Source organism: Roseburia zhanii, assembly GCF_014287635.1.
Lineage (GTDB): Bacteria > Bacillota > Clostridia > Lachnospirales > Lachnospiraceae > Roseburia_B > Roseburia_B zhanii.
This window is the reverse complement of the sequence record NZ_JACOPH010000003.1, coordinates 279865-300697: the sequence shown is the minus strand read 5'-3', so window position 1 is coordinate 300697 and position 20833 is coordinate 279865. Positions and strand designations below refer to the sequence as shown.

General features: G+C 39.7%; 18 protein-coding genes. 2 read left to right on the top strand and 16 right to left on the bottom strand.

Annotated features, from left to right (window positions below; translation table 11 throughout):
- Window positions 1-127: 127 nt before the first annotated feature.
- Complete coding sequence (rlmH, locus tag H8S17_RS06325; RefSeq protein WP_186866650.1) at window positions 128-607, bottom strand: 23S rRNA (pseudouridine(1915)-N(3))-methyltransferase RlmH; 480 nt, start codon at window positions 605-607, stop codon at window positions 128-130.
- Window positions 608-688: 81 nt separating this feature from the next.
- Between rlmH and H8S17_RS06320 the strand changes: the two genes are divergently transcribed.
- Complete coding sequence (locus H8S17_RS06320) at window positions 689-1240, top strand: hypothetical protein (RefSeq protein ID WP_186866649.1); 552 nt, start codon at window positions 689-691, stop codon at window positions 1238-1240.
- A 24-nt stretch (window positions 1241-1264) separates the two neighbouring features.
- Window positions 1265-1843: a xanthine phosphoribosyltransferase gene (locus H8S17_RS06315; protein ID WP_178050612.1), complete on the top strand. Its 579-nt coding sequence runs from the start codon at window positions 1265-1267 to the stop codon at window positions 1841-1843.
- A 114-nt stretch (window positions 1844-1957) separates the two neighbouring features.
- Here the strand turns inward: H8S17_RS06315 and H8S17_RS06310 are convergent, their stop codons facing one another.
- The 15 genes from H8S17_RS06310 to H8S17_RS06240 all read right to left on the bottom strand — a co-directional run bounded on the left by H8S17_RS06310 (window position 1958) and on the right by H8S17_RS06240 (window position 20810).
- Complete coding sequence (locus H8S17_RS06310; protein ID WP_186866648.1) at window positions 1958-2884, bottom strand: 3-isopropylmalate dehydrogenase; 927 nt, start codon at window positions 2882-2884, stop codon at window positions 1958-1960.
- 496 nt (window positions 2885-3380) lie between these two features.
- Window positions 3381-4529, bottom strand: coding sequence for a chitobiase/beta-hexosaminidase C-terminal domain-containing protein (locus tag H8S17_RS06305; protein ID WP_186866647.1), 1149 nt, complete (start codon window positions 4527-4529; stop codon window positions 3381-3383).
- A 14-nt stretch (window positions 4530-4543) separates the two neighbouring features.
- Window positions 4544-5383: a bifunctional methylenetetrahydrofolate dehydrogenase/methenyltetrahydrofolate cyclohydrolase FolD gene (gene folD, locus H8S17_RS06300; protein ID WP_186866646.1), complete on the bottom strand. Its 840-nt coding sequence runs from the start codon at window positions 5381-5383 to the stop codon at window positions 4544-4546.
- 18 nt (window positions 5384-5401) lie between these two features.
- Window positions 5402-7072 carry a formate--tetrahydrofolate ligase gene (locus H8S17_RS06295; protein WP_186866645.1) on the bottom strand — a complete coding sequence of 557 codons (1671 nt, stop codon included), beginning with the start codon at window positions 7070-7072 and terminating at the stop codon, window positions 5402-5404.
- Window positions 7073-7103: 31 nt separating this feature from the next.
- Window positions 7104-9779, bottom strand: a complete 2676-nt coding sequence (locus H8S17_RS06290; protein WP_186866644.1) for a DNA translocase FtsK — start codon at window positions 9777-9779, stop codon at window positions 7104-7106.
- 49 nt (window positions 9780-9828) lie between these two features.
- Window positions 9829-10704 (bottom strand): undecaprenyl-diphosphate phosphatase, encoded by an 876-nt coding sequence (locus H8S17_RS06285; RefSeq protein WP_186866643.1) that lies wholly within the window; start codon window positions 10702-10704, stop codon window positions 9829-9831.
- 105 nt (window positions 10705-10809) lie between these two features.
- Window positions 10810-11484 (bottom strand): ClpP family protease, encoded by a 675-nt coding sequence (locus H8S17_RS06280; RefSeq protein WP_243237985.1) that lies wholly within the window; start codon window positions 11482-11484, stop codon window positions 10810-10812.
- A 433-nt stretch (window positions 11485-11917) separates the two neighbouring features.
- Complete coding sequence (gene glgA / locus H8S17_RS06275; protein WP_186866641.1) at window positions 11918-13369, bottom strand: glycogen synthase GlgA; 1452 nt, start codon at window positions 13367-13369, stop codon at window positions 11918-11920.
- 19 nt (window positions 13370-13388) lie between these two features.
- Window positions 13389-14672, bottom strand: a complete 1284-nt coding sequence (locus tag H8S17_RS06270) for an O-acetylhomoserine aminocarboxypropyltransferase/cysteine synthase family protein (protein WP_186866640.1) — start codon at window positions 14670-14672, stop codon at window positions 13389-13391.
- A 77-nt stretch (window positions 14673-14749) separates the two neighbouring features.
- Window positions 14750-15478, bottom strand: a complete 729-nt coding sequence (locus H8S17_RS06265; RefSeq protein ID WP_178051326.1) for a YebC/PmpR family DNA-binding transcriptional regulator — start codon at window positions 15476-15478, stop codon at window positions 14750-14752.
- A gap of 34 nt (window positions 15479-15512) precedes the next feature.
- Window positions 15513-16841: a hemolysin family protein gene (locus tag H8S17_RS06260; protein ID WP_186866639.1), complete on the bottom strand. Its 1329-nt coding sequence runs from the start codon at window positions 16839-16841 to the stop codon at window positions 15513-15515.
- An 83-nt stretch (window positions 16842-16924) separates the two neighbouring features.
- Complete coding sequence (locus H8S17_RS06255) at window positions 16925-17269, bottom strand: type II toxin-antitoxin system PemK/MazF family toxin (RefSeq protein ID WP_178051324.1); 345 nt, start codon at window positions 17267-17269, stop codon at window positions 16925-16927.
- Window positions 17270-17332: 63 nt separating this feature from the next.
- The gene (gene alr, locus H8S17_RS06250) at window positions 17333-18508 is read right to left on the bottom strand and encodes an alanine racemase (protein WP_186866638.1); all 1176 of its coding nucleotides are present in this window, start codon (window positions 18506-18508) and stop codon (window positions 17333-17335) included.
- Window positions 18492-20042, bottom strand: coding sequence for an NAD(P)H-hydrate dehydratase (locus H8S17_RS06245; protein WP_186866637.1), 1551 nt, complete (start codon window positions 20040-20042; stop codon window positions 18492-18494). Before H8S17_RS06245 ends, alr begins: the two co-directional genes overlap by 17 nt.
- Before the next feature lie 168 nt (window positions 20043-20210).
- Entirely contained in the window at window positions 20211-20810 is a 600-nt protein-coding gene (locus H8S17_RS06240) for a redox-sensing transcriptional repressor Rex (protein WP_243237991.1), read from the bottom strand.
- Between the last annotated feature and the right edge of the window lie 23 nt (window positions 20811-20833).

The window sequence follows — 20833 nt, the reverse complement described above, 5'->3', positions numbered from 1 at the left end:
GGGAAGTCTTTTTTCATGTCTAATTTTGATGTCACCTGCTTCTCATCTTAAGAATCCTGCATTGCAGGATTCTTACCGCATTTTTAATCAGGATTGCGAACTTGTTTCGCAATTACCTACTTGATATTTATTTATGATACGGTTCCTTACAAATAATACGGTAACTCCGGTAAATCTGTTCTAGTAAAATGACTCGCATAAGCTGGTGCGGAAAAGTCATTTTTGAAAAGCTGAGTTTATAATCTGCACGCTTTAATATACGATCAGATAGTCCGAGTGAGCCGCCGATCACAAAAATAATGTGGCTTTTTCCCATAATGCCAAGCTGTTCAATATTTTTAGATAACTCGATGGAATCTAACATTTTTCCTTCAATGGCAAGGGCAACCACATATGCATCTTCCCTGATATATTTTAGAAGCCTTTCTCCTTCTTTATCTTTGATCTGTTCTTCCACTACTGCACTTGCCGAATCGGGTGTTTTCTCATTTGTTACCTCAATGATCTCTAATTTACAGTACCGGCTAAGACGTTTGCTATATTCTGCGATCGCTTTCCGGTAAAAATCTTCTTTTATTTTTCCTACAGTTAATATTGTGATTTTCATAAATCTATTATAACAATAGTTGTATAAAAAGGTCAAATAGAGTATAATTCAGATAAAAAAGTAGAAAGGATTTATGAAATAATGTGCAATCTGGAAAATCAGAATGAACCTGCCAACAGACCGGACGATCTTCTTACAGCAGGTGGTTCTACAGGCAGTAAGGTATTTGTGGAATCTTCCAAAAAATTAGAAGATGTAAGATCTACGGCATATACATTTACGATCGTTGGCGGTATCGGTTTCATTGCGGTCATACTGCTTGCTCTTGGGATTCTGCCGTTGAAATTAGAGAGTTTTAACAGAACAATGATGGCAGTTGTCATGGGCATTTTGTTTTTGATCTTTTTTGGAGTTGGTATCCGTTCTTTTCTGGAGATGAAATCTCTAAAGCAGTCTTCTTCTAACGAGGAAATCCGGACAAAAACATTGTCAGAACAGTTTTTTGCACAAGCTGATGCTGATAAGATCGATCATGCAATTTTTGACAGGGACAATTTAAGTGTTGAACAGCTTTATTTCAGACGTTATGAGGTTATGAAACAGATACTTCTGAATATGGATTCAACATTAGAAGAATCTTATTTAGATTATTTGATCGAATCCTTTTACGGAACACTCTTTCCGGAAAATTAAGTACATATAACGAGGTGACAGATAATGAATTTACTAAAAGAAAGAATTTTAGCAGAAGGTTCTGCAAAAAGTGAAAACATTTTAAAAGTGGATGGTTTCTTAAATCATCAGGTTGATCCGGTGCTTATGAAAAATATCGGTGAAGAATTTGCATCACATTATAAAAATATGGGGATCACAAAAGTTGTTACGATCGAAAGTTCCGGTATTGCACCAGCACTTATGACAGCAATGGCATTAGAGGTGCCGATGATCATTTTAAAAAAACAGTCTTCTAAAGTTTTAAATGACACATTGTATCAGACAGTTGTAACTTCTTATACCAAAGGAAACAGTTATGAACTTTCTTTAGTACCGGAGTATATCAATGAAAATGACCATGTACTGATCGTTGATGATTTCTTAGCAGATGGAGAAGCTGCTACCGGAGCGATCCGTCTTCTGCGTATGGCTCATGCAACAATCGCAGGTGTTGGTATTTTAATTGAAAAATCATTCCAGCCAGGTAGAAAAAAATTAGAGGAACAGGGATTCCATGTATATTCTCTTGTCAGAATCGCAAGTTTGTCAGAAGGAAAGATTCAGTTTATAGAGGAAAAATAATTGTGTCGTAACAATAAGATATTGAATAGAGTTACGAAAATCAAAAATGTGCACTGTGTTACAGTCAACAGGACTGCATACAGTGCACATTTTTATATAGATCAAATTGACGATTTATAAACCAAATTCTTCAAATAACTGCTTTTGAAATTCCTTATCGGTAACGGCACGTTCGATTTCATCTGAACGGGAATTGATGATCAGGTGTTGTATTAGAATTTCCATTTGCTCAATACCTTGCTCAATACCCTGTTCAATACCCTGCTCAATACCCTGTTCAATACCTTGCTCAATACCATCGTTTCTGCCCTCCTTCATAGCCAAATCTTTTTCAGCATCAATTTCATCTTTTAATTTTTCACGCATGATATTTAATAAGGTTTCACACATATAATCCATCTCCTTAAACAATTTTAGATTTGCATTGGTTATCAGATCCATCATTGATTCATAACGGGAATCCTGTTTATGTCTGTTATATTCTTCAAGTAATTTTTGTGCAGTATCGGTTTCGGTTAAAGTGTCGGTCAGACTGCTCAGCCAGAGATTTTCACTTTTTGATAAGCTGGAAGTTAAAATAATCTGAATGGGAAAAAGCATGTCTTTGATATAATAGATTCCTGCTCCTGCTTGTTTGATCTGATATCCGCTATGTATCAGATGCTTCATCAGTTTCCTTGGATAGTGATGGCAGACATAGGTCACTGTCAGTTCTTCTATTTCTATACTGTTTGTGATAGCTGCATCTGCTTTATAGAAACAGGCATATCCAATTATTTTGTAAAAATCGTCCAAACTCAGATAATCTTCCGGACTTTTGTATTCGATGATATTGTATTTGCGGAAAAGTCTGCCGATGTTCTTTCTAACAGGTTTTTCTGATTCTTTTTTGACGATCAGAACATCAATCTGTTTCGGCTTTGTACCAAGCTGATGCTCATTCTCAAAGATCAGGTTCTCCGCATCTTCTGCTAATTCAATCTGCAATCCGGCATAGAAAGCAGGATGCCATTGCAAAGGTTTCTTCTTAGGTTCTTCCATTATACCTCCTTATGTAGTTGTCATTAACAGGAGGTTCTTTAAAAAAACTCCTGCTTTATAAAATATGGGAAAGCAAGAATTTTCTGAAAAGAACAGCTAAAAGCTGTCATATGGAATATATAAGAATTTATATTGGTTGTTTTACATTGAAAGTAATAGAAAATTTGCTTTTTCTTAGAATAGCATATATTAGATCAATTTACAATGAATTATTCAGTAAATTTTGGAGCTTATAAATGATTATGTTACTGTTCAGACGCAAGCTTGACACTGCGCTGTCAAGCTATGCGCCATAGTGTTAATTATTGTGTGATTACAGCCCCTGCCTAGTAGAGGCATTTTAAATGGGCTGTAATCGTTGCTGGTCACACTGTTAGGCGTGAACAGTAACATGATTATGAGTCAATCAAAAACACACCGACATCCCAACAGATGCCGGTGCACCAATCTCAAACACATCATTTTATCTTTACCGTAATTTCTAAAAAAACATTCCCTACGGCATATACACATAATTCACCCGATAGATATTACTCTTTAACCCTGCCGAATTGATTAATATCACTGACAATATCTGATTACCGGCTGGCATTTCGAGTGCACCTGTATACAAAGTGGAACTTTCTGTCGGATCACTACCGTCCCATGTGTAATATGCTTTACAGTCAGATGGAACAGAAATCGTGATCGTCTGCGGTTCTGTATAAGTTCCGCTTGCAGGTGTTACTTTTGGCATTGCAGGCGGTTCATAGCGGATGGTATAGGTTGCCGTTACAGGTTCGCTGTAAATACCTTTTTCATTTTTCGTGACCGCTTTTAAGATGGTCGTGCCTTCTTCTTTTAAAGAAATCGGATCATGGTAGCGTTTTCCATATTCTACAGGATCTGTTCCATTGTCTGTATAAAAAATATCATAGTCTTTTTCAGATGTAATGGAAATGGTCAGCGGATGTTCGTAAGTACCTGAAATATTACTGAACTTCGGCTGGTCTACTAAATAATCCGAGAACAGGTCTAACATGGAACTGCCCTTTACTTCTTCACAAAGAGATAAGATCGTATCATATTCTGCGTTCTTATCATAAATTTCTATCAGTTTCTTACAGGAACTTGTGTCTGCGGGATCTCTTTTGAGCCGCTTTTGTAACAGTAAGATCATGGCATCATCATCTTTTGTTTTTTCATAGATCTCAAGCAGGCGGTCTTCGGTATCGGTATCATCCGGGCGTAAACGCAACGCATTTTGAAAAGATACGATTGCTGCATCATAATCTTTTGCTGACTGGTATTTGATTCCCTGTTCATACTGATAGGAATAACTGTTCTGATGTTTCTTCTGTATATCCTGATAGACGAAAAAAGCTGTAAATACCGCAATAACAAGCACCAGACAGATACCGCTGATGATGTATACTTTCTTTTTTTTCGCAGGAACTTTCTTTTTAGAAGAAATGGGATCTGTGGTCTGTGAAGCAGAATTATGTTTGGAAGATGTGATGTTTTTGCCTGCTCCATTTTGGATAATATCGCTTAACATATCATCTTCTAAAAAATTATAGTCGGGAACTAACTGGACTTCTGCCCCACAGACACTGCAATATAGCTTTCCTTTTGGAATCTCTGCTCCGCATTTTTTGCATTTCATAGAGGACTCTCCAATTATTTTTTCATGGCTTTGACACAGTTATTCATAAGCATGGCGATCGTCATTGGACCGACACCACCCGGAACCGGAGTAATCTGAGAAGCTTTCTTTTCTGCTTCATCATATTTTACATCTCCGGCAAGCTTATTATTCTCATCTCTGTGGATTCCGACATCAATGACAACTGCACCTTCTTTGATATAATCTCCGGTGATAAATTCACGTTTACCGATCGCAATGATCAGGATATCTGCATTCTGGCAGATTTCTTTTAAATTTTTCGTATGGGAATGTGCGATCGTAACGGTTGCATTTTCACGAAGCATCAGCAATGCCATTGGTTTTCCGACGATATTGCTTCTGCCAACGATCACGCAGTTTTTTCCATCGATGGTTACATTGGAACGTTTTAACAGTTCGATGATGCCTGCCGGTGTACAGGATACAAATCCCGGCTGTCCGATCACTAAAGAACCAACGCTTTCCGGATGGAATCCATCAACATCTTTCTTTGGAGAGATGGCATTGATGATGGTTTTCTCATCGATATGTTTTGGAACCGGAAGCTGAACTAAGATACCATTTATAGAATCATCTGCATTTAATTTTGCGATCAATGCTAATAATTCTTCCTGTGTGGTTTCTTCCGGAAGTTCAAAAGATTCTGAGTTGATACCGATATAAGCACATGCTTTCTTTTTATTATTTACATAAACACTCGAAGCAGGATCATTTCCTACCTGAATAACGGCTAAGGTACCTTCAATGCCCTGTGCTTTTAACTGGGCAACTTCATTTTTTAATTCTTCTTTGATCTCTGCTGAAATTTTCTTACCATCAATGATTTTTGCCATGATCTACGTTCTCCTTTTTTAAAATAATCCTGTAATTGTACCATTATCGTCTACATCAATGTTGTTTGCAGCAGGTACTTTCGGAAGTCCCGGCATGGTCATGATCGAACCTAATACCGCTACAACGAATCCTGCACCTGCGGATGCATATACTTCTCTTACATTGACTGTAAAATCAGATGGTCTGCCGAGTTTTGTCTGGTCATCTGATAAAGAATACTGTGTTTTTGCGATACAGACTGGAAAATCACCCATGCCAAGTGCTGTAATTCTCTGTAATTCTTTTTTTGCTGCGGCACTGTAAGTAACACCGTCTGCACCATAGATTTCTTTTGCAATCGTTTCTATCTTTTCTTCTAAGCTGATATCATCCGGATAAAGGACTTTGAAATTACTCTCTTTATTTTCTAATGTTTCTAATACTTTTTCTGCTAAAGCGATGCCGCCTTCGCCGCCTTTTTCCCATACTTTTGAAAGAGCAAACTCACAGCCGCGTTCTTTACAGAAATTCTCGACATAATCTGTTTCTGCTTTTGTATCTGTCACAAAGGAATTTAATGTTACAACGATCGGTACCTGATATTTCTGCAGGTTTCCAATATGTTTTTCAAGGTTGACGATACCTTTTTTCAGTGCGTCTAAATTCTCCGCAGACAGCTCTGTCTTTGGAACTCCGCCATTGTATTTTAAAGCACGGATCGTAGCAACTAATACAACACAGTCCGGTTTTAAGCCTGCTTTCCGGCATTTGATGTCGAAGAATTTTTCGGCTCCAAGATCAGCACCAAATCCGGCTTCTGTTACAACGATATCTGCTAATTTTAATCCGGCTTTTGTGGCACGTACGCTGTTACAGCCATGTGCGATATTGGCAAATGGACCTCCGTGTACGATTGCCGGTGTATGCTCTAAGGTCTGGATCAGGTTTGGCTTCATGGCATCTTTTAATAATGCTGCCATGGCTCCGGTTGCCTGTAAATCATCGGCTGTCACTGGTTTTCCGTCAAAAGTATAGGCAACAATGATCTTTGCAAGACGTTTCTTTAAATCTGCCACGTCATCTGCAAGACATAAGATCGCCATGATCTCAGATGCTACAGTGATTACAAAGTGATCTTCACGTACCATACCGTCCATTTTACTTCCCAGTCCGACAACGATATTACGAAGTACACGGTCGTTCATATCGAGGCAGCGTTTCCATACGATCTGTCTTGGATCGATATTTAAGGCATTGCCCTGCTGGATGTGATTGTCTAATAATGCTGCCAACAGGTTGTTTGCAGAAGTGATCGCATGAAAATCTCCTGTAAAATGCAGGTTTAAGTCTTCCATTGGTACTACCTGTGCGTAACCACCACCGGCTGCACCACCTTTGATTCCAAAGCATGGTCCTAAGGATGGCTCACGCAATGCCAATACAGCTTTTTTATTTAACAACCCGAATGCCTGTCCTAAGCCGACGCTTGTTGTTGTTTTTCCCTCTCCTGCCGGAGTCGGATTGATCGCTGTGACAAGGACTAATTTTCCATCTGGATTTTTGGCTGATTCTTCAAGTAATTCATCGGATAATTTTGCTTTATATTTTCCGTATAATTCCAAATCATCTTCTTTGATCCCTAATTTTGCTGCTACTTCTTTGATTGGGAGCATATTTGCTTCCTGTGCGATTTCAATATCTGTTTTCATTTTTTATCCTCCTATGTATAGAATGTGTGATTTACACATATTCTTCAATATACTGTTCAAATTCTTCCATCGACATCAGTATTTTTCTAGGCTTCGTACCTTCTTCCGGTCCGACAATGCCGGCTTCTTCTAACTGATCCATAATTCTGGCGGCACGGTTAAAACCTACTTTAAATCGTCTTTGGATAGAACCAATGGAACCTTTTTCACTTTCGATTAAAAATTTTCCAACATCTGTAAAAAGTACATCTTTATCATCTGCTGTATTCGAACTGTCAGAAATAGACATGGAAATGTTTTCTGACTGTGTCATTTTCTCCTGAATATTCGGATCATACTGTGTGGTTCCATTCTGATTTTTCAAAAAGTTTACCACATCGGACACTTCTTTATCCGATACAAATGCGCCCTGTACACGAAGTGGTTTCTGGTAATTCTGCGGGAAAAAGAGCATATCACCTTTTCCAAGCAGTTTTTCTGCACCATTCATGTCCAAGATCGTTCTCGAATCGACACCGGATGTAACGGCAAATGCGACACGGGAAGGCATATTTGCCTTGATCAGTCCGGTGATAACATTAACGGAAGGACGCTGTGTTGCAATGATCAGATGGATTCCGGCGGCTCTTGCTAACTGAGCTAAACGGCAGATTGCTGTTTCAACTTCATTAGAGGCAACCATCATAAGATCCGCTAACTCGTCGACGATGATCACGATCTGCGGCATCTTTTTCGGTTTGTTTTCATCTTCGATATCTGCAATGGACGCCACTTTTTCATTGTAACCTTTCAGATCTCTGACACCGTATTCTGCAAATTTCTGATAACGGTCAGTCATTTCCGCAACTGCCCAGTTTAGAGCACCTGCGGCTTTTTTCGGATCAGTCACGACCGGTATCATCAGATGTGGAATGCCATTATAGACACTTAATTCCACGACTTTTGGATCGACCATGATCAGTTTGACATCATCGGGATGTGCCTTATATAAAATACTCATAATGATCGTATTGATACAGACGGATTTACCGGAACCGGTAGCACCTGCGATCAGCAAATGCGGCATTTTCGCAATATCGGTTACGACTACCTGACCACCAATATCTTTTCCGGCTGCAAATGCGATCTTAGAATTACTTTTCTGAAATTCTTCGGATTCGATCAGATCTCTGAATGCAACGGTTACATTTTCTTTATTCGGGATTTCGATTCCGATCGCTGCTTTTCCGGGGATCGGTGCCTCCATACGGATATCTGCAGCTGCTAGGTTTAATTTGATATCATCGGTCAGATTGACGATCTTGCTGACTTTTACGCCCATTTCCGGCTGGATCTCATATCTGGTAACGGAAGGTCCGCTGCTGACATTTGTGATCGTGACATTGACACCAAAATTCTTTAAGGTCTGCTGTAATTTATTTGCCGTTTCCATTAAATGTGCTTTGGAATCCCCGACTGCCTTTGGATCACCTTTTTTCAACAGTGTTACCGGAGGAAATACATAGTTCTGCGGCTGTTTTTCTTCCATTGCTGCCTGCATTTCCTGCCCGATCTTCTCATTTTCCTGTGGTGTTGTCTTTTCTGCCTTTTGTGGTTTGTCTGACATGACTGGTTCGGCTTGTACTTCTGATGCCGGTAATGGTTCAGGAACGATTTCTTCTGATGTTTCACTCATTTCCGGTAAAGGCTCTGTAAAGGAGCCGACATCAGATAAAAGGCTTTCTAGCATCTGTGCATCGTCATATTCAGGCATTACAGGATCAGATGATGGTGTATCATGTTCTGTCTCCGGTATATACGGATCAACAGAAGCTGCCTCCTCTGCTCTCTCAATAAAAATCTCAGGGAGTGGCATATCTGCATTTTCCGGTTCTATGGCAGGAATGGATATATGTTCTGTTTCTTTGACTTCCGGAATATCCATTGCGATATCCGGCAGAACTTCATTGATCTCATCAGAGGTACGTTTTTTCTGCCTGCCGATCTTTGTATCGATCGCAACGCCTTCCACTTTTTTGTCGATACGGCGTAATTCCCGTTCTTCCTGTTCCACTCTCCGGCGCTGCTGGTTTTCATGGTAGCGTCTGGCATCTTCTTTCGCTGAGGCGTACATTTTCTGACCGCCACGTTTCATGCCAAGGATTGCGGAACGTTCTGTGATGAGCACTAAGGATATGATCATCACGACGATATCAATAACAAATGAACCAAATTTTCCAAAATTCGGTACACAGAGCCATACAAAGATACCACCTAAGGCTCCACCGCCGTTTTTATAGGCAGCGGAATTGGCATAGGCATTCTTCACTATGCCAGATGATAATTCTGTATCTTTTTGTACTAAAAGCTGTAAAAACAGACAGAGTGCACAGAATAATAAAATACTTGCTATAAATTTGAATATTGCAAAATGATTGCTTTTATTAGATATCAAAAAACAGGAACCAATAAATAAAAGGATCGGAAATATGTATGCCATAACACCAAATAACCCGAACATAAAAGTGCTTGCGGCATTTCCGACTTTTCCGCCGATCCCGAAATTGCTGACAAACAGTAAGATGGAAACAGCAAGTAAGATCCAGAGTAAGATCTCACTTTCAAAAGCCAGTTCCTGTGATTTTTTCTGGTTACGTTTTTTGGTTGTTCTTGATGCAGCTTTTCGCGTCGTACTTCTTGACGAAGTAGTTTTTTTCCTAGTTGCCATAACTTCCTCCATTATTATGCTGCTTTTACCGAATAGGAAACGATCTTTCCTATATCATAAAATATCCACCGATGGCAACTAAGCCAGCGAGCAGACAATAAATTGCAAAGAATTTGAATTTTTTATTTTTTACTACTACAAGCATTGCTTTGATACAGATATAACCGACTACTGCTGCACATAATACACCGATGGCGTAATATCCTGCTTCCGATGCGGTGATCGATACTTTTGAAATGTCCTTTAATTCTAAAACGACTGCACCGAGTACTGCCGGAATAGACATGATAAAGGAATATTTAACTGCAAATTTACGGTTAAATCCACTGAGCAGACATGCGGTGATCGTTGTTCCGGAACGGGAAAGTCCCGGCAATGTTGTAAATCCCTGACAGATACCGATAAAAAATGCATTCGAATATGTAATGTTCTTCGGTGTCTTATATCCGTCAGCAACCATATCCGATACAAACAGTAAAACGGATGTTAAGACAAGACAGCAGCCCGGAACTAACAGGACCGTCGATGCTTCTTCTACAATATCAGATGCCGCATATCCGATGATCCCTGTCGGTATCGTAGATACGATCACTAACATGACAAATTTGCGGTAGCTGTTATCAATGATCTTATGGTACGGTTGATCCTCTTTTGAAAAAATATTTCTAAAGAAGATCTTCACATTGGTAAAAAAATCACCGATGATCGAAAAGCCCTCCATGACCATACGGAAAATATCTTTGTAAAAGACAATAAAGATGGCGATCAATGTGCCTAAATGCAACAGCACATCGAACAGAATACCGGTATCAGTTTCTATATGGAATATTATTTTAAAGATTGCTAAATGTCCGGAACTGCTGACGGGAAGAAATTCTGTCAGTCCCTGTATAACCCCCATGAGTATAGCTTCCAATAATGACATATCCTGCCTCCTGCGTTAAAAATTCAGTGTATGATCCATACTTTTCTAGTGTAGCATATTTTGGGCAGGTTGTCATTAAGTAGAAGTAATTTTATCAGGGTTTGCTTATTGCTTAGATATGAGCTGATGCAGTTTGGATACAGCTTCATGGATACCGCCGACTGCATTGATCAGTCCTTCTTTTACGGCTTCTTCTCCAACTAAGATCGTTCCTAAATCTTTTGAGAGCATATCGGTATTCATCATCATTTGTTCAAGACGTTCTTTTTGTGCATCGGAATGTGTAGTGATAAAAGTCAGTATCCGATCCTGCATCTGTTTAAAATAATCATAAGTCTGTTTTGCACCGATTACTGTCCCACTCATGCGAACCGGATGGATCACCATGGTGCCACTCGGCACGATAAAGGAATAATCGGTAGAAACCGCTAATGGGACTCCGATCGAATGGGAACCGCCAAGGACAAGAGATACCGATGGTTTATGGATAGAAGCTACCATTTCTGCGATTGCAAGTCCACTTTCCACATCACCGCCTACGGTATTTAAGATCAAAAGAAGCCCATCGACGTTATCATCATCTTCGATCACCGCAAGCTGTGGCAGTACATGTTCATATTTCGTTGTTTTTGTCGTGGAAGGCAGACATTCATGCCCTTCGATTTCACCGATGATGCTCAAAAGGTGGATACTGTGTTTGGTATTCGGATCTTTCATTACTGCCTGTCCATATTCTTTGATCATATCTGTATTTTCCATGCTCTGGTCTGTATCGTTCATTGTCATACCTCAATCTTTCTGTTTTTTGTAACTTCCTATTTTAGATTCGGGTGTCAAAAAGTAGCTCACAACTTAGTGGCTGGCAAATTGCACAAAACCGAGCCTGTTTTTGTGACTTTGGGAGAAAATTAGTAAATCTTAGTCTGCCTGTTAATGTATAGTGTTTTGCTGCCATGGACGGTAGCAAAAGTCTTAACGCCCCATGGATGGGGCATTTAAGACGTACACGTCACTTTGTCGCAACCTGATTCAGGCAGACTTAGATTTTCTTATTTTCGTACAACGGAACAAAAACAGGCTCGGTTTTGTGCAATTTGCCAATTCAAAAAACTTGAAGCCACTTTTTGACACCCGAATCTTAGTCTATAAAAATTGAGAGTGTCTATTGACACTCTCATCTTACGTTTAGTATGACCATAACGTATTTATTTTATCAGCATCCGAGCAAATAATTGTAAAGATTCTGATATTTTTCTTTTGAAGATCTCCATGAGTAATCTTTTTCCATTCCACGGTCTACCATCTGGTTCCACTGGCGTTTTCTGTCGAAGAAAATATGCTTGGAGTAATTGATGATACGGAGCATTTCATCTGCATTGTAGTTCGAGAATGAGAATCCCTCTCCGCTATTTTCATATTCGTTAAATGGTGTTACTGTATCACGGAGTCCGCCTGTTTCCCTTACAATCGGTACAGTACCATATCTAAAGGAGATCAGCTGTGTCAGACCACAAGGTTCAAATCTCGATGGCATTAAAAATGCATCTGCAGCCGCATATAACTTATGTGCTAATTCATCTGAATAACAGATATTTGCAGAAATACGGTCAGGATATTTCCATGCATAATGACGGAACATATTTTCATACCGCATATCTCCGGTTCCGATGATCACAAACTGTGTATAATCATCTGCAATATAATCCATCATGTAACTGATCAGATCTAAACCTTTCTGGTCAGTCAGTCTTGAGATCAGACCGATCATGTATTTTTTCTTATCAACTGCAAGTCCTAATTCCTGCTGGAGTCTGACTTTGTTCTGGCTCTTTTTCTGACGGAAACTGCCTTTATCATAATTGGTATAGATCTTATGATCCGTTGCAGGATCATAAATCTGGTAATCAATACCGTTGACGATACCCTGCATGTCAAAATGTCTTGCAGCAAGCAGACCGTCTAACCCTTCTCCATATTCGCCTGTCTGGATCTCATTTGCATAGGAATCGCTGACAGTCGTGATATAATCTGCATAGACAAGACCGCCCTTTAACATATTTGCATCTTTCTGGTATTCGAGTTTGTCCGGTACAAATAAATCTGAGGAGAATCCGGTCAGTCCACGCATTGTTTCAATATCCCATACACCCTGGAATTTTAAGTTGTGGATCGTCATGATCGTCCTGATACCCCAGTAAAATCCATCTGCGCTGAATTCATTTTTCAAATATACCGGAATAAAGCCTGTTTCCCAGTCATGACAATGAATGAGATCCGGTTTGAAATTGATTGCCGGAAGGATCGATAAGACTGCTTTATCAAAAAAACAGAATTTCTCGATGTCATAGCGGATATTTCCATACGGCTGGAAGCAGTTAAAATATTCTTCATTATCAATGAAATAGTATGTAATTCCATCTAATTCATATTTGAGTACACCCACATATTTGTTCTGGATATAACTGCCGGCACTCATATAAAAATGTGTCACATATTCGAACTGGCTGCGGTAATACTCAGGTATACAGCTATAATTCGGAAGTACCACACGGACATCCCATTCATCTTTGGAAAATTCTTTTGGCAGCGCTCCACATACGTCGGCTAAACCGCCTGTTTTAATAAATGGAACACACTCCGATGCAACAAAAAGTATTTTTTTCATAGAAACCCCTCCTTATGAATTATACGGTTGCCAATGCCTGGTCTAAATCTGCAATAATATCATCTGCATTTTCAATACCTACAGAGAAACGGATCAGATCCGGTGCAACACCTGCTTCGCGAAGCTGTTCATCTGTCATCTGGCGGTGTGTGTGGCTTGCCGGATGCAGGACGCAGGTTCTAGCGTCAGCAACATGTGTAACGATCGCAGCCAATTTCAGATGATCCATAAAGCCAACAGAAACTTCCCTGCCGCCTTTTAATCCAAAAGAGATGACTCCGCAGGTTCCGTTTGGCATATATTTTTCTGCCAATGCATGATATTTGTTATCTTTTAAGCCCGCATAATTTACCCATGCAACCTTTTCATGTGCATTTAAGTATTCTGCAACTTTCTGTGCATTTTCACAATGTCTTGGTACACGAAGATGTAAGGTTTCCAGTCCTACATTTAATAAAAATGCGTTCTGTGGGGACTGTATCGAACCTAAGTCACGCATCAGCTGTGCAGTTGCTTTTTCAATATAGGCAAGTTTACCGAATTTTTCAGCATAGACAATGCCATGGTAAGATTCATCCGGTGATGTGAGTCCCGGAAATTTATCCTTGTGTGCCATCCAGTCAAAATTACCGGAATCAATGATCGCTCCACCGACACACATTGCGTGACCGTCCATGTATTTAGTCGTAGAATGGGTAACGATATCTGCACCCCATTCAAACGGACGGCAGTTGATCGGTGTAGCAAATGTATTATCTACAATCAATGGTACTCCATGTTTGTGTGCAATATTCGCAAAACGTTCAATATCTAAGACAACTAAAGATGGATTCGAGATCGTTTCTGCAAAAACTGCCTTGGTATTTGGTAAAAATGCAGCTTCAAGTTCCTCATCAGAAGCATCTGGATTGACAAATGTACAGGAAATCCCCTGCTTTGCCATGGTTGTTCCAAACAGATTAAAAGTGCCACCATAAATAGAATTAGAACAGATGAAATGATCTCCTGCTTCACAGATATTAAATACTGCATAGTAGTTTGCAGCCTGTCCTGATGAAGTAAGCATTCCTGCTACTCCGCCTTCTAATTCTGTGATCTTAGCGGCAACGGCATCATTGGTAGGATTCTGTAATCTGGTATAGAAATAACCGGATTCTTCAAGGTCGAACAATCTTCCCATCTGATCGCTGTTGTCATATTTAAAAGTTGTGCTCTGGTAAATCGGTAATACTCTCGGTTCCCCTTTTTTTGGTTTCCATCCTGCCTGAATACAGATGGTTTCCGGTCTGTAGTTTGTACTCATACTTATTCTCCTTATAAAAAAGTGTGCGTTTGTCGCACACTTTTAAGCGCAGACATCTGCCATGCGCACATTATTTTTTATTCATCCCAGTTATGGAAGACTTCCTGTACATCATCATCTTCGTCTAAGAAGTCTAAGATTCTCTGGATATTTGTCAGGTCTGCATCTTCTGTCAGAGTAACATAAGTCTGCGGTAACATGGTCACTTCTGCACTTGCCATCGGGATTCCTTCTTTTTCTAAGGCTTCACGAACAACGGAAAAACTCTCCGGTGCAGTAAGGACTTCAAAGCTGTCCTCTTCTTCAGAGAAATCATCTGCACCTGCATCAAGTGCAAGCATCATCAGATCGTCTGCATCCATATCACAGTCTTCTTTTGCAATGATGATCTGTCCCTTTTCATCGAACATATAAGATACACAACCCTGTGTACCAATGCTGCCCTGTCCTTTGCTGAATGCATTACGGACATTTGCGGCTGTACGGTTTTTATTATCGGTAAGAGCTTTTACAATGATCGCTGTTCCGGATGGACCGTATCCTTCATATGTAACCTGCTCATAATTGACACTGCCTGAATCTCCGGCTGCTTTTTTGATACCACGGTCGATCGTATCATTTGGCATATTATTTGCCTTTGCCTTTGCAATGACATCTCTTAATTTACTGTTATTTGCAGGATCAGGACCACCCTCTTTTACTGCGATGGCAATCTCTCGTCCTATAATTGTGAAAATTTTTCCTTTTGCCGCATCATTTTTCTCTTTTTTATGCTTAATATTGGCAAATTTGGAATGTCCTGACATATTAGTTCCTCTTTTCTATTAAAATTTCATTAGTTTATTTTATCATTTTTTCAGGTTCCTGACAAGGCTTATCTACGGACTCTTTCGTATCTTCGGAGAGTTTTGTGACAGAAACTTTTTGGATGATCTTATTTTCAACGGTAAGCACTTTGAAGCAGTAACCGTTTGTTTCTACGACGATCCGGTCATCTTCACTTGGTATCTTATCGATCTTAGAGATCAGAAAACCGTTTAAGGTTTCATAGGTATCTTCTTCATCTACGGTAATATCAAGTGCTTTTGCCACATCTTCAAAATCAGCCATACCATTGATCAGGAAACTGCCATCCGGCTGCTTTTGTATCATATGTTCATCTTCATCATGTTCATCTAAGATATTACCGACGATCTCCTCTAAAATATCTTCCATTGCAACGATTCCGGCTGTCTGTCCATATTCGTCTACAACGATGACCATATGGTTTTTCTCCGACTGCATTTCCTTGAATAATGTATTGATATTTCTGGTTTCCGGAATAAATTCTGCTTTCCGGATCAAAAAAGAAATATCTTTGATCTGCCTGTCGTAATATTCCTGATGTGTGCAGATCTGCAATGCTTCTTTGATATGCAGCACACCGATAATATTATCGATATCATCTATGTATACAGGAAAACGTGAGTTTCGGCTTTGTATCATAAAATCCATAGCTTCGGAAAAAGTCATGCTGCCGTCTAAGGCGATGATATTTTTCCGGTGTGTCATAATATCTTTTGCTTCTTTATCGCCAAATTCAAAGATATTATGGATCATCTCAGCCTCACTTGCTAATAACACGCCCTGCTCGTGTCCTTCATTGACCATTGAGATGATCTCTTCTTCTGTTACATCATCTAAATTTTCATTTGGATCAACACCACAGATGCGGACGAAGATATCACCCAGAAATTCGAGGACTTTAACAAACGGCAGGCTGATCATGGTCAGAAAATGCATAAGCCTGCACAATCCGATTCCCCAGCTCTCAGCCTTTTTAGCGGCTATTTTTGTCGGAGCGTAAATACCTGCCATCACAACGATCAGCCAGTAACAGACAAACATAATGATGCGGTTTACACTGTGAAAAGCAGAAATGATATAGGCTCCTGCAAAAAATGTCAGACCTGTTATAAAAAACTGGATCATATGTATGCTGCCTGCCGGTTCATCTGACAGGCGAAGCAGTAATAAAGCCTTCTGGTTTTCTTCTTTTGCCAGCTTTTCTAACGAATTTTCATTCTGATTTTCCAGAGCTGCCAGAAAACCATAAAATATGGCATGTAATACCACAAGTAACAATAATACTCCAAATCCTATATAATAAGGACTCCCACCATCTTCCATAAAAATCTCCTTTATCTTTTCTTTGTATCCTGAAATTTGTTACAAACATTTGAAATATACCATTATCCGGTGTTTTCGTCAAGTTATGTAAGCAATTCCAGACTCACTTCTAATGCCTTGTCAACTTTAAAGAGCATGTTACTGTCTAAATGACAGACTTTGTCTTTTAAGCGTGTTTTATCGATTGTCCGAAGCTGTTCAAGCAGGATCACAGAATCTTTCACAAGGTCATAGCGGCTGCTGTCTAATTCGACATGTGTCGGCAGTTTTGCCTTGTGCATCTGGGACGTGATCGCTGCACAGATCACAGTTGGTGAATGTCTGTTTCCTACATCATTCTGTACGATCAGTACCGGACGGATTCCACCCTGTTCAGAACCAATCACCGGTCTTAGATCTGCGTAATAAATATCTCCTCTATGAATCATCTTATATACTCACTCCATATCATTTTTTATTTGATAGGAGAAGTATTTCCCAGTTTTTTCATTTTATTCAATATGATCAAAATAATCTCTTTCAGAAACCATTTTTCCATTTTTATAGAAAATACGTGGTACACGTTTCCCAATATCACAGGCAAATTCATAGTTAAACCGTCCGGAAAGATCTCCAAGTTCTTCCATACTAATAAAACTTCCATGATCTTCGCCTAATAAAGTCACTTCGTCTAATAATTCTGCTTCTTTGATATCTGAAATATCTACCATAAACTGATCCATACAGACTCTGCCTAAAATCGGGGCTTTTTGTCCATGGATCAGGACGTAGCCTTTATTTGAAAGGCTTCTCGGATATCCGTCCCCATAACCTACCGGAATCGTTGCAATGGTTTTTTCTTCTTTGAGCTTGTAAGTACCGCCATAACTGATAGATCTTCCGGCTTCTAAAGTCTTAATATGTACGATTTTGCTCTTTAAAGACATGACAGGAGAAAGTGCAAGGGAATCGCGGCTTACTTCTTCTGACGGCCAGAGTCCGTATAATGTGATGCCGGCACGTACGATATCCATATTTGCTTCTGGAATTTCTGCAATCCCTGCACTGTTTGAACAGTGTTTCAAAGGAATCTCAATGCCTCTTTTTGATAACATATCCACCATCTTCTGATATTCTTCCATCTGCTGATAAGCAGGTGTCTTATCTAATTCATCTGCCCTTGCAAAATGGGTAAACATGCCTTCAATCTCAATGCCGGGCAGTTTACTGATCTTTAAAATTTCATCTGCGGATTCTTCTGTGATCTGATAACCGATACGGCTCATACCGGTATCTAATTTAATGTGGAGTTTTGCTGTTTTATGTAATTTCTGTGCCGCTTTGGAAAAACCTTCTGCCATTGCATAAGTATATACAGCCGGTCTTACATCTAAATCGACCAGATCTTCATAGTCTTCTTCAAAGGTATAACCAAGGATCAGGATCGGCTTTTTAAGTTGATGTTTTCTTAAGGAATAAGCTTCTTCTGCGGTTGCAACTGCATAACCGAACACCTTTTCATCTGGTTCGATTTCTGCGGCGATCTCTGCGGCTCCATGGCCATAGCCGTCTGTTTTGATCACAGCAATGATCTTTGTATGATCTGAAATTTTTTCTTCCATGGATCTTAAATTAAAATCTATGGCATCAAGATCGATTTTTGCATAAATTCTATTGTATCTTCTCATCTTTTACGATTCCTCCATCTGCTGCCTGTATCACAACAGGAAGCATTTCTAATATATCGGATGCTGTCATGCTATACATTCCTTTTTGCAAAGCTGCTGCATCTCCTGCCGCCCCGTGCAGATAACAGGAAAGTGCTGCTGTCTGCATCGCATTTTCACTTTTTGCAAAAAATCCAGCGGTCAATCCGGCAAGGACGTCACCACTTCCTCCGGTTGCCATTCCATGATTACCTGTCGTATTCAGGTAAATGGTTTTATCCGGTGCACAGATCACAGTTCTTGCATCTTTTAATACGCAGATTGTTTGATATTCTATGGCAAAAGCTGCTGCTGTTTCTGATAAGTTTTGCTGTATCTGTGTAACAGGTCTGCCTGTCAGACGGCTCATTTCCCCTAAATGCGGGGTAATGATCTTATCGGCTTTGGATTCTTTTAACAAGGTCAGGTTTTTTGATAATATATTTAATGCATCTGCATCAAATACAATTTTTTTACCGGCATAAGAAAGAACTTTTGCGACTAATATCTTTGCATTCGGACTAGTACCTAAGCCCGGACCGATCAGTACGGAGTCTGCCCAGTTCATACAGTCATCTAACTGTGCGATACATTCTGTCATGTCATCTGTATCGGCATCATATGTGGTAATGATTGCTTCCGGTAATTTTGTCAAAAGGATTTGCCGGTTTTCTTTTGCTGTTAATATCCGCACCAGACCACAGCCGCTGTAGTAAGCTGCCTTTGCTGAAAAATATGCGGCACCTGCCATATCTTTTGAACCGGCAACGATCAAAACTTTTCCATAACTGCCTTTATTGGAATATGCATGGCGTTCTGGCAGCATCGCATGGATATCTTCTGGTTTCAGATAAAATCCAAACGGCTTCTGCGCTAAAAAACTGTATGTGTCAATTCCAATATCTGCAACGATCAATCTGCCGGTATATTCTGCTCCCGGATAAAAAAGCTGTCCGTACTTTGCAAATCCAAAGGTAACTGTTGTATCTGCATCAAATGTGATTCCCTGTATCGCTCCGGTATCTGCTGAAATTCCGGATGCAATATCAACAGCGATCCGGTAAGCAGGTATCTGATTTAGCTTTTCTACCAGTTTGTATAAATTTCCACCAATCTCTCGGGACAGTCCGATGCCAAACAGGGCATCTATTATAACTGCATAAGATGAGGATTCGGGAAGTTCTGTGATTTCCGGTATCTGATACTGCCGGATGGTTTCGTATTGTGCTCTTGTTTCGGCTGTCATTTTCTCTGTGCCCATCGGCAGCAGGACTTCTACACGGTATCCTGCTAAATAAAGCAGTCTTGCAACTGCTAATCCATCTCCACCGTTATTGCCACAGCCACAGATACTTAAGATCGTATTGGTCTGTGATGGATCTTTAAATTGCTTTTTGATCTCATCAGAAACGGCTAATGCTGCCCGTTCCATCAATACTGCAGAAGGAATCTTATAATATTCTATGGTATTTTTATCATATTGTTTCATTTCCTGACTGTTTACCAGATACTGCATATGCATTCTCCCTCCAGAAATGGCTGATATACGAATTGCTCCGCTGCTACACAGCTTTCACAAATTCTGAATGTGAAAAAAGAATCTCGTTTGCGAGATTCTCCGCTTACAGCAGACTGCATAACGGCAGACATTTATCGTGCCGTAATACAATCCCTGTCTTTATCATTATTTTTGTTTGTTCTTTACGATATTATAGGACAACTGCATCAGACTGTCTGAAAGATGTACGTTTTCGACAACGACATTTTTATCAACTAATTCCAAGTCGACGTGTGCAAAATTCCAGATTGCCGGAACACCTAAATCAACTAAATGATTTGCGATTGTGTCTGCTTTTGACTTTGGCATAGTCAGTGTTGCAATATCTACTTTGTTATGTTTTACAAATTCATCTAATTCATCTAGCATATGGATCTCAATACCCCGGACTTTCTGACCTTTTAAGTCAGGATTTACATCGAATAATGCAATGATCACAAATCCAAACTTTTCAAACTTGACGTAGTTAGCCAATGCCTGACCTAAATTACCTGCACCTACAATAATGATATTATGTTTTTCATTTAAACCTAAGATCTTTCCGATTTCTTCATACAGATATTTGACATTGTAGCCGTATCCCTGCTGACCGAAACCACCAAAATTATTCAGATCCTGCCGGATCTGGGAAGCTGTCACTTTCATGCGTGAACTTAGGTCATTTGATGATATTCTTTCAACACCGGCATCAATCAATTCGCCTAAATATCTGTAATATCTTGGCATTCTCCGTATAACTGCCTGTGAAA

Excerpts from the sequence above, each read along its gene's own strand:
- H8S17_RS06315 (WP_178050612.1), top strand. The coding sequence starts at position 1,265 with ATGAATTTACTAAAAGAAAGAATTTTAGCAGAAGGTTCTGCAAAAAGT.
- H8S17_RS06295 (WP_186866645.1), bottom strand. The coding sequence starts at position 7,072 with ATGAAAACAGATATTGAAATCGCACAGGAAGCAAATATGCTCCCAATC.
- H8S17_RS06265 (WP_178051326.1), bottom strand. The coding sequence starts at position 15,478 with ATGTCAGGACATTCCAAATTTGCCAATATTAAGCATAAAAAAGAGAAA.
- H8S17_RS06255 (WP_178051324.1), bottom strand. The coding sequence starts at position 17,269 with ATGATTCATAGAGGAGATATTTATTACGCAGATCTAAGACCGGTGATT.
- glgA (WP_186866641.1), bottom strand. The coding sequence starts at position 13,369 with ATGAAAAAAATACTTTTTGTTGCATCGGAGTGTGTTCCATTTATTAAA.
- H8S17_RS06240 (WP_243237991.1), bottom strand. The coding sequence starts at position 20,810 with ATGCCAAGATATTACAGATATTTAGGCGAATTGATTGATGCCGGTGTT.
- H8S17_RS06305 (WP_186866647.1), bottom strand. The coding sequence starts at position 4,529 with ATGAAATGCAAAAAATGCGGAGCAGAGATTCCAAAAGGAAAGCTATAT.
- rlmH (WP_186866650.1), bottom strand. The coding sequence starts at position 607 with ATGAAAATCACAATATTAACTGTAGGAAAAATAAAAGAAGATTTTTAC.
- folD (WP_186866646.1), bottom strand. The coding sequence starts at position 5,383 with ATGGCAAAAATCATTGATGGTAAGAAAATTTCAGCAGAGATCAAAGAA.
- H8S17_RS06280 (WP_243237985.1), bottom strand. The coding sequence starts at position 11,484 with ATGAACGATACAGACCAGAGCATGGAAAATACAGATATGATCAAAGAA.
- H8S17_RS06320 (WP_186866649.1), top strand. The coding sequence starts at position 689 with ATGTGCAATCTGGAAAATCAGAATGAACCTGCCAACAGACCGGACGAT.
- H8S17_RS06285 (WP_186866643.1), bottom strand. The coding sequence starts at position 10,704 with ATGTCATTATTGGAAGCTATACTCATGGGGGTTATACAGGGACTGACA.
- H8S17_RS06245 (WP_186866637.1), bottom strand. The coding sequence starts at position 20,042 with ATGCAGTATCTGGTAAACAGTCAGGAAATGAAACAATATGATAAAAAT.
- H8S17_RS06310 (WP_186866648.1), bottom strand. The coding sequence starts at position 2,884 with ATGGAAGAACCTAAGAAGAAACCTTTGCAATGGCATCCTGCTTTCTAT.
- alr (WP_186866638.1), bottom strand. The coding sequence starts at position 18,508 with ATGAGAAGATACAATAGAATTTATGCAAAAATCGATCTTGATGCCATA.
- H8S17_RS06270 (WP_186866640.1), bottom strand. The coding sequence starts at position 14,672 with ATGAGTACAAACTACAGACCGGAAACCATCTGTATTCAGGCAGGATGG.
- H8S17_RS06290 (WP_186866644.1), bottom strand. The coding sequence starts at position 9,779 with ATGGCAACTAGGAAAAAAACTACTTCGTCAAGAAGTACGACGCGAAAA.
- H8S17_RS06260 (WP_186866639.1), bottom strand. The coding sequence starts at position 16,841 with ATGGAAGATGGTGGGAGTCCTTATTATATAGGATTTGGAGTATTATTG.